The sequence below is a fragment of the Lysobacter niastensis genome (genome assembly GCF_015453285.1).
Lineage (GTDB): Bacteria > Pseudomonadota > Gammaproteobacteria > Xanthomonadales > Xanthomonadaceae > Lysobacter_J > Lysobacter_J niastensis.
Window position 1 is genome coordinate 1 of record NZ_JADLZT010000005.1, and the last position, 15,592, is coordinate 15,592.

9 protein-coding genes and 1 pseudogene are annotated in these 15,592 nt (G+C 68.4%); 6 read left to right on the forward strand and 4 right to left on the reverse strand.

What is annotated here, in order from left to right; genetic code table 11:
• The first annotated feature begins 164 nt into the window (after positions 1-164).
• Positions 165-1,964, forward strand: a complete 1,800-nt coding sequence (locus IU514_RS09290; protein ID WP_228760619.1) for a S8 family peptidase — start codon at positions 165-167, stop codon at positions 1,962-1,964.
• Between the two features lie 941 nt (positions 1,965-2,905).
• On the opposite strand, the gene IU514_RS09295 is transcribed toward IU514_RS09290, so the two are convergent.
• The gene (locus tag IU514_RS09295) at positions 2,906-4,621 is read right to left on the reverse strand and encodes a tetratricopeptide repeat-containing sulfotransferase family protein (RefSeq protein ID WP_194930845.1); all 1,716 of its coding nucleotides are present in this window, start codon (positions 4,619-4,621) and stop codon (positions 2,906-2,908) included.
• Positions 4,622-4,762: 141 nt separating this feature from the next.
• Between IU514_RS09295 and IU514_RS09300 the strand changes: the two genes are divergently transcribed.
• The 5 genes from IU514_RS09300 (at position 4,763) to sugE (ending at position 13,214) form a co-directional block, all read left to right on the forward strand.
• The gene (locus IU514_RS09300) at positions 4,763-6,436 is read left to right on the forward strand and encodes a M4 family metallopeptidase (protein WP_228760620.1); all 1,674 of its coding nucleotides are present in this window, start codon (positions 4,763-4,765) and stop codon (positions 6,434-6,436) included.
• Positions 6,437-6,826: 390 nt separating this feature from the next.
• Positions 6,827-9,448, forward strand: a complete 2,622-nt coding sequence (locus IU514_RS09305; RefSeq protein WP_194930846.1) for a winged helix-turn-helix domain-containing protein — start codon at positions 6,827-6,829, stop codon at positions 9,446-9,448.
• Between the two features lie 97 nt (positions 9,449-9,545).
• Positions 9,546-12,002: a ribonuclease R gene (gene rnr / locus IU514_RS09310; protein ID WP_194930847.1), complete on the forward strand. Its 2,457-nt coding sequence runs from the start codon at positions 9,546-9,548 to the stop codon at positions 12,000-12,002.
• Between the two features lie 50 nt (positions 12,003-12,052).
• Complete coding sequence (gene rlmB, locus IU514_RS09315; RefSeq protein ID WP_194930848.1) at positions 12,053-12,817, forward strand: 23S rRNA (guanosine(2251)-2'-O)-methyltransferase RlmB; 765 nt, start codon at positions 12,053-12,055, stop codon at positions 12,815-12,817.
• Positions 12,818-12,896: 79 nt separating this feature from the next.
• Positions 12,897-13,214: a quaternary ammonium compound efflux SMR transporter SugE gene (gene sugE, locus IU514_RS09320; RefSeq protein WP_194930849.1), complete on the forward strand. Its 318-nt coding sequence runs from the start codon at positions 12,897-12,899 to the stop codon at positions 13,212-13,214.
• Positions 13,215-13,292: 78 nt separating this feature from the next.
• On the opposite strand, the pseudogene rnt reads toward sugE, so the two are convergent.
• From rnt to IU514_RS09335, 3 genes and pseudogenes are all read right to left on the reverse strand, one after another.
• Positions 13,293-13,913 (reverse strand): annotated as a pseudogene (gene rnt, locus IU514_RS09325) (ribonuclease T); the annotation flags it as partial.
• A 42-nt stretch (positions 13,914-13,955) separates the two neighbouring features.
• Positions 13,956-14,717, reverse strand: coding sequence for an HvfC family RiPP maturation protein (locus tag IU514_RS09330; protein WP_194930851.1), 762 nt, complete (start codon positions 14,715-14,717; stop codon positions 13,956-13,958).
• Positions 14,704-15,585, reverse strand: coding sequence for an HvfB family MNIO-type RiPP peptide maturase (locus IU514_RS09335; RefSeq protein ID WP_194930852.1), 882 nt, complete (start codon positions 15,583-15,585; stop codon positions 14,704-14,706). Before IU514_RS09335 ends, IU514_RS09330 begins: the two co-directional genes overlap by 14 nt.
• Positions 15,586-15,592: the final 7 nt, after the last annotated feature.

The window sequence follows — 15,592 nt, forward strand, 5'->3', positions numbered from 1 at the left end:
CCCCCCCCCCCCCCCCCCCCCCCCCCCCCCCCCCCCCCCCCCCCCCCCCCCCCCCCCCCCCCCCCCCCCCCCCCCCCCCCCCCCCCCCCCCCCCCCCCCCCCCCCCCGCCGCGCCCCCCCCCCCCCCCCCCCCCCCCCCGCGACACCCAGACCAGGACACACACATGAAGATCAGCCGTATGACCGCCAGCCTCCTGCTGGCCTGCGCCTGCGCGCCGGCTTTCGCCGCCGGCCGCGTCGACCTGACCGCACTGAACGACGCCACCATCACCGCCTCGCCGCGCTTCATCGTCAAGTACAGGAACGGCAGCGTTGAGCAGCTGAAGCTCACCGAGCGCCAGCGCTCGCTCGACCTGGCCGTCTCCCGTACGAAGACGAAGATGGGCGCGACCTCCCAGACCATCGCCGGCCACGCGTTCAAGGCCGTTACCGTGCGCGGCACCGCCAACGGTTCGCACGTCATCCGCGCCAACAAGCGCCTGACCCGCGCCGAAGCCCAGGCGCTGATGAACGAGATCGCCGCCAATCCGAACGTGGAGTCGGTGAAGGTCGACGCGATGATGCAGGCCGCCGCGCTGCCGAACGACCCGGCGCTGGCAACGCACCAGATCTGGCACTACGGCACCGGCGCCGGCGGCGCGCGCGTGACCTCGGCGTGGGACAGCGGTGCGACCGGTGCCGGCGTCGTGGTCGCGGTGCTCGACACCGGCGCGACGGCGCACACCGATCTGGCCGGCAACCTGCTGCCGGGCTATGACTTCATCACCGACATGCTCGTGTCCGGTCGCGGCGAGGATGGCCGCGCCGCCGGTGGCTGGGATACGGGCGACTGGACCACCGCAGGCGAATGCGGTGCCGGCTCGGCCGCGCGCAACAGCAGCTGGCACGGCACGCACGTGAGCGGCACCATCGCCGAGACGACCAACAACGGCGTCGGTGGCGCCGGCGTCGCGCCGGACGCCAAGATCGTGCCGGTTCGCGTGCTCGGCCATTGCGGCGGTTACCTCTCGGACATCAACGACGCGATCGTGTGGGCGGCCGGCGGCCACATCGACGGCGTACCGGACAACACCACTCCGGCCGAAGTGATCAACATGAGCCTCGGCGGCGTGCACGCGTGCCAGGTCGAGACCCAGTCCGCGATCAACCAGGCCGTCTCGCTCGGCGCCACCATCGTGGTCGCCGCGGGCAACAGCAACACCGATGTCTCCAGCCATTCGCCGGCCAACTGCGCCAACGTCGTCACCATCGGCGCCAGCGGCTCGATGGGCCAGCGCGCCGGCTACTCCAACTACGGCATCGGCGTGGACCTGGCGGCCCCGGGCGGCGCCGGTAGCGAAGGCGTGCCCAACGGCTACGTCTGGTCGACCCACAACAAGGGCACCACCACGCCGGTGGCGAATCCCGAGGGCGACAGGATTGTCGGCATGGGCGGCACCTCGATGGCGTCGCCGCACGTGGCCGGCGTCGTCGCGCTGATGCAGAGCGTGGCCCCGCAGGTCCTGACGCCGGTGCAGGTCGAAGACCTGCTGGTCTCCACCGCGCGCCCGTTCCCGGCCAAGCCGGACAGGCCGATTGGCTCGGGCATCGTCGACGCCGAAGCGGCCGTCAACGCCGCCCGCAACTGGGGCAAGCCGGTGGAAGGCATCGCGCTGACCGCGGGCGTCGCCACCGCGCTGCCGTCGCTGACCTCGCCGCAGAGCGTGATCTACAAGATCTCCGTGCCGGCCGGCGCCACCCGCCTCGAACTGCTGACCTACGGCGGCCGCGGCGGCAACCTGGCGATGTCCACGCAGTACGAAGCCGAGCCGACGCCGTCGAAGAACCTCGGCACTTCGGCCCGTCCGGGGACCAACCAGATCATCACCATCAACGCGCCGGCCTTCGGCACCTACTACGTGAAGGTCGTGGGCAACTCGCAGACGGCGGTCACCGGTGCGCTGATCCGGGCCACGGTGCGCTGAGCAGTCGGTATCGACCTCTAAGCCACTCTCTCCGAAGGCTAGCCCGCCGGATGTTTCCGGCGGGCTTTTTTTATGGTGGCAATGCGGGGCCGGCAGGTGCATCGCGGGATGGGCCGCGGCCGGGTCTGCTTGTCGTTCTTCGCCGATTGCGGAAGGTGCGTGTGACCGCGCCTTCGCCTTGCGCGCTAACTAGCGGAGTTCTCACCGTTCGTCCTGAGCGTAGGCCGGAGTCGAAGGAAGGAACGGTTCGGCGATGTATCCCCGCACGGACTCTGGCCTGCGATGCGTCTGCCATCAGAAAACGACGGTGTGCATCAGCGGTGTGCGCCGAACGCCATTTACTCGGCGTTCGCGCAGTGACCGGACGCATCATCGGACCGCTTCATCCTTCGACTCCGGCCTACGGCCTACGCTCAGGACGAACGGTGAGGAGCCTGGAGCCCGGAGCCTCGGCGATCAGGCTTTTTGCCCGTTCGCTGGAGCTCGGAGCCTCAGCGATGGGGCTTTTTGCTCGCTCGATGGAGCTCGGAGCTCCGGCGATGAGGCTTTTTGCCCGTTCGATGGAGCCCGGAGCCTCGGCGATGAGGCTTTTTGCTCGATCGATGGAGCGCGGAGCTCCGGCGATGAGGCTTTTTGCTCGATCGATGGAGCTCGGAGCTCCGGCGATGAGGCTTTTTGCTCGATCTATGGAGCTCGGGGCTTCGGCGACGAGCCTTTTGCTCGATCGATGGAGCTCGGAGCTTCAGCTGAGACTTCTTGCCTATGCCGGCCTCCAGCGCCAACCGTGCGCGCGTAATGCTCCCGCGGCCTGGGCACAAAAAAGCCCGCCGGAATCGCTTCCGGCGGGCGTCCCGCGCTGGCGCACCCCCACGGCCGTCAGCGTGTTCCCGTGATACGAAACCGCGGCACCTCGCCGCGGCCGTCTCAGATGTACTCGCGGCTCAGGCGCCGCCGGCCGCGGCCAGCGGCAGTTCGTCCGCCTCCGCGGTTTCTGCCTCGTAGGCACGGACGAGGTCCGACAGCAGCGCCTGCACCGGAGCCATGCCGGTCGCGTAGCGGCGCCAACCGCCGACGTTGCGCGTGTGGATCGGCTGGCGCAGCTGCAGCGTGCTGGCGGTGGTGGTGACCGACTTGTTGGCGAGGATGTTGGTGACGCCTTCCACGTGCGGCAGGCCGAGGTAGGCCTGCACGCGTCGCGCCTCGATGTCGGGCTGCGATGCCAGGTATTCGTAACGGACGTCGAGGATCCGACCCGGCGCGATGGCATGCCAATGACGCATCAGCCGCGCGTAGTTGCGGTAGTGCGTGGCCAGCTCGTCCAGCGCGTAGCTGTACGGGTAGTACTTGTGCGCGAACAGCTCCTTCAGGTTGGAGAAGCAGCTGTCCAGCGGGTGGCGGCGCAGGTGGATGATCTTGGCGTGCGGCAGGGCCTTCAGGATCGCGCCGCACCACTGGAAGTTCATCGGGTGCTTGTCGACATAGAACGCGCGGCCGTCGGCGACCCACTCGGTCTTGGCCAGGTAGCGGCGGCCGAGCAGCGTCGGATCCAGGCGGGCGACATACTTCCCGATGTCCGGGTCCAGTGTCAGTGACAGGCGCTGGTTGTTGACCCACTGCATCTGCTGGCGGAAATCGTTGAGCTCGCCGCAGGTCTTGATCTGCGGATGGTTGCCGAGGATGCGCTCGAGCAGGGTGGTGCCGGTGCGCGGCATGCCGACGACGAAGACCGGCGTGACGTCGCGCGGGACGTCGCCACAGGCGTCCAGGAAGCGCCCGGACGTCGCCGCGATCAGCGCGTCAATGGCCGCGGTTTCGCGGGCCGGATCGTGGTCGGTGACGCCGCGCCGCGCCTGCGCGCCGGCCATCAGCGAGGCCCACGCCTCGTCGGTCCTGCCCAGCGTGTCCAGCTCCTTGAACAGGCCGTAGTGCAGGTAGGTGAGGTCGTCGTTGCTGAGGTCGGGAGCCTTCAGTACTTCGCGCATGCGCGCGATGCGTTCGGGTGCGCCTTCCTTGCGTCCGAACTGGGCGCAGGACCAATGCGCATGGCCATAGTGGGGGGCGCCGGCGACAGCTTCCTCGAGGGCGGCGACCGAGGCATCGATCGGGCCGATGAAGCCCTGCACCGTCCCCTGCATGTGCGCGACGGACGGGGTGTCGAATCCGTTGGCGCGGGCTAGCTGCAGGCAGCGCAGGGCGCGCGGCTGGTCCTCCAGCGTGCTGTACAGGCGGCCCAATTCGATCCGCAGGTCCGCGTTGGCCGGGTGCTCGGGATCGACCAGGCCCAGCGTCGCGTACGCGAGATGGTGCTCGCCGACATCGACCAGGACATGGACGATTTCGAGGATCTCCGCGGCCGGCGCATTCAGGGCGCGTGTTGCGGCCTGATAGGCGTTGTGGGTGGCCTCCCGGGTCAGTCCCGCCGCGTGGCAGGTCCGCGACAGCATGGTGTAGGCCATCGGCTGGTCGGGCGCATGCTGGATCAGCTGCGCGCACAGTGCTTCGGCATCGCCGAAACGGCGCTGCTGGAACAGGGCGACGGCCTTCTCCCAGATGGATGCGAGATCGAGTTGCTGCATGGCGGATACCGGGTCGATAAGGAAGCCGGCGCAGTCCGTGGCATCGGTGCGGCGAGCGCCGTTGCTCGCGCCCAGGGGCATTGCGCCCGCATATGTAGTTGACCACCCCGGAGGGGGTGCAGGACCCCCCGCAATGGGGGGTTTCCGGGCACCGAGACGCAGCGCGAGTCTTCCGGGGTCGCGGTCGTCCGCGATGTCCAAATCATTTGAGGGGAATTTTTGATGTCGTCGCTTGCTAAGGCCATTTCCGTGGCCATTCTCATGGGCGCTGCCGGCCAGTCGGTCGCGGCCATCAATGGAGCGGCGGTGGACCGCGCCCATGCCGCCATTCGCCAGAACCCGACGGCGATCCGCGCGTCCGCTGCCGATGCCTTCACGGCGCGCAGCGTGTCGGTCGACGCCGACGGAACGGAGCACGTGCGCATGGACCGCACCTACCGTGGCCTGCGCGTGATCGGTGGCGACATGGTCGTGCACTCGCGCGGCGGCGTCATGAAGAGCGCCAGCCTGACCCTGGCCAAGCCGATCAACGTCGGCGTCACGCCGGGTCTGTCGGCCGACGACGCGATCGTCGCGGCGGGCGTGCAGTTCGGCACGCAGTTCAATGCCGTGCCGACCACCAGCCTGGTGGTGTTCGCCGGTCGCAACAATCCGAAGCTGGCCTATGACGTGGTGTACGCCGGCATGACGAAGGAAGGCACGCCGCAGCGCCTGCACTACTTCGTCGATGCGCTGAATGGCGAGATCCTCGCCACCGACAGCGCCGTCAAGACCGGCACGCTGCCGGGCGACCGTTACGGCACCGGCACTCCGCCGAGCCCGCCGGTCCTCACGCCGGCGACCGGCACCGGTAATTCGCTGTTCGCTGGCACGCAACCGCTGGGCACGGCGTGGAACGCCAGCCGCCGCCTGTTCGAGCTGAAGGACCTGACGCGCGGCAGCACGCACATCAAGGACCTGGGCAACGGCTACCGCCTCGAGGCCGGCACGCTGGTGGTCGATGCCGACAACAAGTGGGGCAACGGCGCGATGAGCGATCGCGTGAGCACCGGCGTCGACGCGGCCTACGGCTTTGCCAAGACCTGGGACTACTACAAGAGCAATTTCGGCCGCGAAGGCATCCGCGGCGACGGCGCGGGTGCCTGGGGTGGCATCCACTACTTCATCAACTACGTCAACGCCTTCTGGAGCGACGAGTGCTTCTGCATGGCGTTCGGCGACGGCGACGGCACCAGCATCCGTCCGCTGGTGACGATCGACATCATCGGCCACGAAGTCAGCCACGGCGTCACCGCCAGCACCGCCGGCCTGATCTACAGCGGCGAGTCTGGCGGCCTGAATGAGGCCACGTCGGACATCTTCGGCGCGATGATCGAGTACTACGCCAACAACGCGAAGCAGCCGCCGAACTACGTGATCGGCGAGCAGATCTTCGTCAACCAGGCCTGGAACAAGAACATCCGCACGATGTTCAAGCCGTACCTGGACAAGATCTCGCCGGACTGCTACCCGAACGACGCCAACCCGGCGGGTGGCGGCAACAGGACGCCGGCCGCGTGGGCCGGGTTGGACGTGCACTACAACTCGGGCGTGGCCAACCACTTCTTCTACCTGCTCGCCGAAGGCGCGGTGGTGCCGGCCGGCTACGAAGCCGGCACGCCGGCCAACCTGGGCCCGAGCGACCTGGTCTGCAACGGCAACACCGGCCTGGCCGGCATCGGCCGCGACGCCGCCCAGCAGATCTGGTACCGCGCGCTGACGACGTACTTCACCTCGACCACCAACTACGCCGCCGCCCGCGTGGCCACCCTGCAGGCCGCCGAGGACCTGTTCGGTGCCGGCTCGCCGCAGGTCACCGCCGTGGCCGATGCCTGGAACGCAGTGAGCGTCCTCTGAGGAACAGGGCATGCGGGCCTCTCCATAAGGGGAGGCCCGCCTGACCCCAGGAAAAACCCGCCGGTCCCGGCGGGTTTTTTTTGCCCGGCCGGAACGGCGCCTACCGGGTCTCCCCATCCGCAGGCGGTGCGTAAAAAACATGACGCCCCCCCGACGTGGGTGGGGGATTTCCGGGGACGTATGCCCCCCAAATTGAGGGCTCGGCAACCCCCCGGAGCCCCGATGGCCTTCAAATCCCTGTATGCGCCGGCCGACGCCGCCGGCCTGAGGCGGGCGCTGAGCTCCAGGGCTTCGTCACGGGGACATGGAGTGCCTACGGATTCCTCATATGGCCGGCGTATGCTGGCCGCAGTGCTCAGCGTCGACCCTGCCCGCTGGCACGCCGGGACCATGCATGAATCCGAGCTCACGCTGAAGGCCACGCCTCCGCGCATCCCGCGGACTGCCATAGAGCGCGCGAGGCTGCAGGCGTACTGGAACGACGCCCATGAACGCACCGCGCTGGCGGTCGTCGCTCCGGCGGGGTTCGGCAAGACCACGCTGCTGCTGCAGTGGCGCCGCCGATGGCTGGCGCATGGAGCGCGGGTCGCCTGGCTGACGGCCGACGACCACGACGACCCGGTGCGCTTTGCCGAGGCCCTGCTGCAGTCGATCCGCGAAGCGAGCGGGCGCCAGTCCTCGGCCAGCGCACAGGCGCGCAGCACGGGCTTCGATGCGCTGACCGAATTGCTCGGCGACATCGCCCAGCAAGGCGTCGAAACCGTGCTGATGATCGACGATGCCGAACGGTTGCCCAAGGCTACCTTGCGCGGTCCTGTTCACTACCTGCTGCTCAACGCGCCGGCCAATCTGCACCTGGTGTTCGGTTCGCGATTGGCGCTGCAGTTGCCGGTGGCGGAACTCACTGCCAAGGGCAACTTCGCCACGTTGTCGGCCGATGCGTTGCGCCTGCGGCTGGAGGAGTCGATCGAACTCCTCGAAAAGCGCCTGCCGCAACTGGGCGTGGATGAGCGCGCGCATCTGCATGACATCACCGAGGGTTGGCCGCTCGGATTGCAGCTGGCGATCGCCGCGATCGAGCACGCGCCCGACCAGGCGGCAGAACTCCAGGTGCTGTCGGCACGCCACGGAACCATCCAGGAGTACTTCGTCGAATCGCTGCTGGCGCAGCTTTCTCCGGCGCTGGCGGACTTCCTGACCCGCATCGCCATCCTCGACCGCATGAGCGCCGACCTGTGCGCGGCCGTGACGGGCGACGCGAACGCGGCGGAACTGCTCGACCAGCTCGCGAAGGAAACGCCGATCGTGATGGTGGCCGAAGGCCGGGACTCGATGCGCCTGCACGCACTCGCGCGGGACTTCCTGCTCGCCCGTTTCGAGCACCTGCCCAAGGCCGAGCAGGTGGAGTTGCACACCCGGGCTGCGCACTGGTTTGCCGGGTGCGAGCGTTTCCACGAGGCTGCCGGCCATGCGCTCGCCGCGGGGGATCGGGTACAGGCGCAGGCGTTCGCGGCGCGCTCGCTGTGGACGTTGAGCACGTCGGGCAATTACGCCGAGGCGCGCGAGTGGATTGCCCATATCCCGGCGAAGATGATGGCCAACGACCTCGACCTCCGGCTGGCTGTCGCCTCGATCCTCGCGCTGGGCGATCGCAGCGAGTACGCGCTGGAGATCGCCCGGCAGGCGATCGCTGATCCGGGCACGCCACCGTTGTCGTTGGCGGTCGCACTACGCGTCGCCGCTGGCGCCGCGGCGTACTCCGACCGCGTGGGCATGATGCGGGACCTCACCGCGCGCTGGCCGGAAGACGTCGCACAGGCCGAACCGCTTCACGCGGTGTCGCGGCTGAACACCGGAGCCCTTGCGGCATTGCATGACGGCGCCACCAGCGAAGTCCGCGAGCGCGTCGCGCAGGCACTGCACCACGGCAGCGACGGTTCGCTCCGGCTCGCCGCGGCCTTCGGGCAGATGCTGCTGGGCTTCAGTCACGTCTGGGACGGCGACGTCTGCCTCGCCGAGGTCGTGGTGCGGCCGGCGCTGGCCAAGGCCGAACGCGAGCGGCATCGGCGCAGCATGGTGCCGAGCCTGCTGGCCAGCGTGCTCGCCGCCGCGGTGTTCGAACGCGACCAGCCGGCGGCGGCACAGGCCCTGCTGGCGAACCGGCTCGACGTCATCGAACGCAGCGGGTTCCCCGACAACGTACTGCTGGCGTATCGCACGCTTGCCTACCTCGCGCTCAGCCAGAACGACGAGCGTCGTGCGCTGAACGTGCTGAAGAACCTCGAGGCCGTCGCCGAACGGCGGCAGCTGCCGCGGCTGCAGGCGCATGCGCTGGCCGAACAGGTCCGCATCCACGCGCTGCACGGCCGGCACGAGACGGTCGCCGCCTTGCTGCAGGCACTTGAGGGCATGGCCGCCGAGTTCGACCGGGACGATCGGCAGCCGTTGATCGCCGAGTACCGCTTGATGCTCGCCATCGCGCGTACGCACGCGGCGTTGGCCAAGCGCGACCTCGACGATGCGGACCAGCACCTTGCGGAAGCCGATGCGTTGGCGGCGCGGCTGCATCGCGGCCGTGCCGCTCTCACCGTCATGGTGCTGCGCGCCGTCGTCGCGCGGCAGCGTGGCAGCGACGAGGCGATGCCGCTGCTGCAGGAGGCGATGGGCCTGGCCCGGATCGCCGGCTGCACCCGCCTGCTCCCCGACACCCATCCTCTCGCCGTGGAAATGGCATCGGACATGACACTTCCACCCGAAAGCCCGCCGATGCCGCCGCCCGCCAAGGCCCCGGCCCAGATCGTGATGCCCGTGCGCAACGGCCTGTTGACCTGCAAGGAGGCCGAGATCCTGAACCTGCTCGGCAAGGGCATGTCGAACAAGCTGATCGCGCGCACGCTGGATGTCAGCGGAGAGACCGTGAAGTGGCACCTCAAGAACCTCTTCCTGAAACTCTCGGCCGCCTCGCGCAAGCATGCGGTCGACCGCGCGCGGCTGCTCGGGCTGGTCCAATAGGCGCAGTCCAAGCGTAGGCGCGGTCCAGGCCGCGTTCGTCATGGCAGCGTGGGACGATGGCGACGCCGTGTTCATGGCGATGTGCGACCATGGCTGAATGAGCAAGAAGCCCCCGAGTCGCGGCAAGTCCAGCAATCGCACCTCCGCCGGTCCCTCCGGCAAGCCTGCCAAGTCCGGCAGGAAGGCCGCAGCCCCACGCCCGGCCTGGCTTCCCGAGAACCTGCAGCACGGTCCTCCGCCGAGGAAGGGCGGCAAGTCGCCGTCAGCGGGCGCGCCGTCCGAACGCCGCGGCGGGCCACCGGCGCCGTACCACGATCCCCATGCCGAGCGTGAGGCCAGCCGCTACGCGCAGCCGATCGCCAGCCGCGAAGTGATCCTGAACATGCTCGCCTCCGCCGACGGCCCGATGCCTGCCGAGGAACTGGCCGAGCGCCTGCACCTGACCGAGCCCGATCGCTTCGAGGCACTGGGCAAGCGTCTGGGCGCGATGGTTCGCGACGGTCAGTTGCTGCGCAACCGCAAGGACGAGTACGCGCCCGCGGAGCGCATGGACCTGGTCCCGGGCGTGGTGATCGCCAATCCGGACGGATTCGGTTTCCTGCGCCCGGACTCGGGCGGGGATGATCTGTTCCTGCCGCCGTTCGAGATGCGCAAGGCGATGCACGGCGACCGCGTGCTGGCCTGCGTCACCGGCATGGACCGCCGTGGCCGCCGCGAAGGCGCGATCGTCGAGGTGCTGGAGCGCAGGCTCAACCGCCTTATCGGCCGCTTCGTCGTCGAAGCCGGCATCGGCTATGTCGTGCCTGACGATCGCCGCATCCAGCGCAACGTGATGATTCCACCGGACGCGCACATGGATGCACGCAACGGCCAGCTGGTCGTGTGCGAACTGGTGCAGGCGCCGGATCCGCAGCGGCCGCCGATCGGCCGTGTGCTGGCGGTGCTGGGCGATCGCCTGACCGCGTCGCTGGCGGTGCAGGCGGCGATCCACGGACACGAGATTCCGCACGAGTTCCCGCAGGCGGTGCTCGACGAAGCCGCGGCGGTGCCGTTGACGGTCGATGCGGCCACCGCGGCACAGCGCGTCGACCTGCGCCAGACGCCGCTGGTCACCATCGACGGCGAAGACGCCAAGGATTTCGACGACGCGGTCTACTGCGAGACCAACCGCAACGGTTTCCGGCTTGTCGTCGCCATCGCCGACGTCTCGCACTACGTGCGGCCCGGCACGCCGCTGGATGAAGAGGCCACGAAGCGGGCGACCTCGGTCTACTTCCCCGGCTTCGTCGTGCCGATGCTGCCGGAGACGCTCTCCAACGGCATCTGCTCGCTCAATCCGAAGGTCGACCGGCTGTGCTTCGTCTGCGACATGCAGATCGATCGCGACGGCGAGGTGACACAGTCGAAGTTCTACGAAGCGGTGATGAACTCGCACGCGCGACTGACCTACACGCAGGTCTGGAACGCGGTGGGCGAGGGCATCCCGCAGGACGCGCATGAAGACGCGCTTGGGCAGATCGGCTCGCTGCTGCCCGACATCCAGCGCCTGCACCAGCTCTTCCAGATCCTCGTCAAGGCGCGCGAGCGCCGCGGCGCGATCGAGTTCGAGTCGAGCGAAGTGCGCTTCGTGCTGGGACCGAAGGGCGAGGTTGTGCAGGCCGGCATGCTGCAACGGAACGACGCGCACAAGCTGATCGAGGAATGCATGATCGCCGCGAACGTGGAGGCGGCGAAATACCTGCTGGCGCACCACGTGCCGGCGCCGTACCGCATCCATGAGCGCCCGCCGGAGCAGAAGTACGCCGACCTCCAGGAGTTCCTGAAGGAGTTCAAGCTGCGGATGCCGCCCTGGGGCAAGGTCGAGCCGCGCGACTTCACTGCGCTGCTGAAGAAGATCCGTGAGCGGCCGGATGCGGCGCTGATCGAGTCGGTGCTGCTGCGCAGCCAGTCGCTGGCGGTGTATTCGCCGGACAACGTCGGCCACTTCGGCCTGGCGCTGGAGGCTTATGCGCACTTCACCTCGCCGATCCGCCGCTACCCCGACCTGCTGGTGCACCGTGCGATCAAGCACGCGCTCAGCGGCGCGAAGCCGGAGAAGTACCAGTACTCGCCGAGCGGGATGGCCGCGCTGACGCTGCAGTGTTCCGAGCGCGAGCGCCGCGCCGACGAGGCCGAGCGCGAGGTCGACGAGCGCTACCGGGCCGCCTGGATGGAGCAGCATGTCGGCGGCGAGTTCGAGGGCACGATCAGCGGCGTGACCAGCTTCGGCCTGTTTGTCGAGCTCGACGAATCCAAGGTCAACGGGCTGATCCACGTGACCCAGCTGCCCCACGACTATTACCATTTCGACCCGATCCGGAAGACCCTGGCCGGCGAGCGCACCGGACGGGAGTTCCGCCTGGGCGACCGCGTCAACATCGTCGTGATGAAGGCCAGCGTCGAGGACCGCAAGATCGACTTCAAGCTGGTCGAGAACGCGTCGGTCAGAGCGGGTGGCGCCAAGCCACTGCCGCCGCGTGGCCAGCCGGCAAAGCGGGTCAAGCAGAAATATTGATCGTCGCCGCTGCGTGAGCAGCGGCGCCAAACAACACGATTGGAAAAGCAATGAGTCAGAAGCAGTGGATCGCCGGTATCAACGCAGTTTCGGCGGCCTTGGAACACGATGCCGAACACGTGCGCGAAGTGCTGATCGAAGCGGGCGCGAAGAATCCGCGCCTCGTCGAGATCGAGGCCAACGCGCGGCGCATGGATATCGACGTGCGCCGCGTCGCCACGCAGGCGCTCGAAGGCGTGGTCGGCAACCTGCGCCACCAGGGCGTGGTCGCGCGCTATGCCGCGGCCAAGACCTGGAACGAAAACGAGCTGGAAGGGCTGGTCGAAGCCGCCGAAGGCCGCGCGCTGCTGCTGATCCTCGACGGCGTGCAGGACCCGCACAACCTCGGCGCCTGCCTGCGCAGCGCCGCGGCGGCGGGTGTGACGGCAGTGATCTTCCCGAAGGACAAGGCCGTGCAGGTCAATGCGACCGTGCGCAAGACCTCGGCCGGCGCCGCCGACAGCATCGCCGTGATCCCGGTGACCAACCTCTCGCGCACGATGCGCGACTTGCAGAAGCTCGGCGTGTGGCTGTACGGCCTCGCCGGCGAAGCGGAGACGTCGCTGTATTCGCTGGACCTGCGCGGCAATGTCGGCCTGGTGCTGGGCAGCGAGGGCGACGGCCTGCGCCGGCTGTCGCGCGAGAACTGCGACCAGCTGGTGATGATTCCGATGCCGGGCGCCAGTGGTTCCGGCGTGGAGAGCCTGAACGTTTCCGTGGCTGCAGGCGTGACGTTGTTCGAGGCGGTGCGTCAGCGCAGCATGCCCGTGAAATAATCGCCGTCACTCAGGAAGCGGGGACGACCCCGCCTCTCCACTCTCATCCGGGGACGGCCCCACTCGATTGGAGAGTGAAATGGCCTGGATCATCCTCGTGCTCGCCGGCCTGTTCGAAGTGGCCTGGGCGATCGGACTGAAATACACCGAAGGATTCACGCGACTGTGGCCGACCGTCGGCACGGTCGTGGCGATGATCATCAGTCTCGGATTGCTCGGCGTAGCGATGAAGTCGCTGCCGGTCGGCACTGCCTATGCGATCTGGGTCGGTGTCGGCGCCGTCGGCACCGTCATCCTCGGCATCGTGCTGTTCCAGGAGCCGATGAATGCGCTGCGCCTGGTCAGCGTCGGACTGATCATTGCCGGGCTGATCGGGCTGAAACTGGCGACGCCCTGATCAGGGCGCGCAAGGGTCCACAGGCTCGGCGCCGGGCGGCGCGGGTTCCGCAGACATCGCGCCGCCCAGCGACGGCAACGGCGACGGCCACGCATTGACGATCTTGCAGAACAGCTGCGCGGTGCGTTCGGTGTCGTAGACGGCCGAGTGCGCCTCCTCGCCGTTCCAGTCCAGCCCGGCCGCCTGCACGGCGCGCGCCAGTACGGTCTGGCCGTACGCGACGCCGGCCAGCGTGACCGTGTCGAATACGCTGAAGGGGTGGAACGGATTGCGCTTATGGCCGCTGCGGTTCACCGCGGCATTGAGGAAGTTCAGGTCGAAGTGCGCGTTGTGGCCGACCAGGATCGCGCGCTGGCAGCCGTGCTTCTTCAGCGCGGCGCGGACCGGTGCGAACACGCATTCCAGCGCGGCGCGTTCGGGCTTGGCGTCGCGGAACGGGTGATCGATGTCGATACCGGTGACTTCCAGCGACTTCGGGTCGATCTCGGTGCCGCTGGCGGGCACGACGTGGCTGCTGGTGATGTCGCTGACGACCAGCAGGCCGTTCTCGTCGATGTCGATCGGAGCGACGGCGATCTCGAGCAGGGCGTGGCGGTTCCAGTCGAAGCCACCGGTCTCCACGTCGACGACGACGGGCAGGAAGCCGCGAAATCGGGTGGCGAGGCGGGGCGCGGCGGCAGCGGTATCGGCATTGGGCATGACGAAAGCCTAGCAGACGCGCGCGCGGCGTCCGCTCCCGAGTCAGCGGGTTTCGATGCCGAGGACGACGCCGGTGGCGTGCATTTGTTCGAGAAGCAGCTGCCCTTGTTCGAGAAAAGCCGTCACGTTGGCATCGCCGGCTTCGAGCGCGAGTGCCTGCAGCTGTTCGCGGCCGCTGAGCCCGGAAGCCTCACCGAGCCGTTGCAGCAAGCGGAATGCCAGCGGGCTGAGCGTGGAGAAGCGCACGGTGCCGTCGGATTCCCGGCGCAGCAACAGCAGCGTGGGCGCGGGCGGCGGTGTGTCGGGCTGGTGATCGGGTCCGATCTGGTGCACCGGCCAGCGGTACGCCAGGTACCACGCGAGCGGCGACAGCACCGGTACGCCATCGAGCAGATCGCCTTGCGGATCGTACGCCGGCCCGTCGGTCTCGGCGATCTGCAGCGCCAGCTCCACCCACTCGTAATGCGCGAGCTCGAGCAGGAAGGGCGGATCGTTGGGCTCGCGCGACTCGAGGAAGCGCAGGAACTCGCGCGGCAGCTCCGGAAACAGCGGCGTCTGGCAGCGATGGTCGCGGAAGAACTCCCGCACCAATGTCTTCCAGCGGCTTTCGCCGAGCAGGCGGCTGATGACCGGAAAGTTGCCGGAAAGCAGGTTCTCGACGTTGTTGAACAACAGGTCGCGGTAGACCGCCAGGCGCCGTTCTTCGATGCCGGCCGGTGCCGGCTGGCCCTGTGGGTCGCGCAGGTGGCGGGTCAGCGACAGCTGCTGCTCGCGCAGGCGCGACGGAGCTTCAGGCGCGCGCATGCCGGGAGGGCAAACCGGTGCTGTCGTGCAGGATGCGGCGCACCGAATCGAGTTCGGCCACCAGCTCTGCGTACGGCGGGAAGTTGAAATCGCGTTCGAGCAGGGTCGGGCGCGGGCCGAAACGGCGATAGGCCTCGGCCAGCAGCAACCACACGGCGTCCTTCACCGGCGCACCGTGCGTATCGATCTTCAGGCCCTCGGCTTCGTCGTAGTGGCCGGCGACGTGGATGTAGGCGATCCGCTCTCCGGGCAGCGCGGCCAGGAATGCGTGTGGGTCGTAGCGATGGTTGATCGCGTTGACATAGATGTTGTTGACGTCGAGCAGCAGGTCGCAATCGGCTTCCGCGAGCACGGCGTTGAGGAACTCGATCTCGCTGAGCGGACGCTGGCCGGGATCGAGGCCGGGTGTGGCGTAGTAGGAGACGTTCTCGACCGCGATGCGGCGGCCGACGATGTCCTGGGTCTGGCGGATGCGCGCGGCGACGTGCTGGACCGCTTCGTCGCTGAAGGGGATCGGCAGCAGGTCGTACAACTGTCCGTCGTCGCTGCAGTAACTCAGGTGCTCGCTGTAGATCGGCACGCGGTGTTCGTCGAGAAATCGGCGCACGCGCACCAGGAAGGTTTCATCGAGCGGAGCGAAGCCGCCCAGCGACAACGACAACCCGTGGCAGACGATCGGGAAACGTGCGCTGAGCTGCTGCAACGCCTCGCCGAAGCGTCCGCCGACGCCGATCCAGTTCTCCGGGGCGCATTCGAGGAAGTCGAAGTCCTGTCGCCCGGCGTCGCGCGCCGCGACCTGCAGCGGACCCAGCAGGGCCCGCCGCAGGCCGAGACCGGCGGCATCGCGTGCGATGGCGCGCACGGTCATGCCTGGC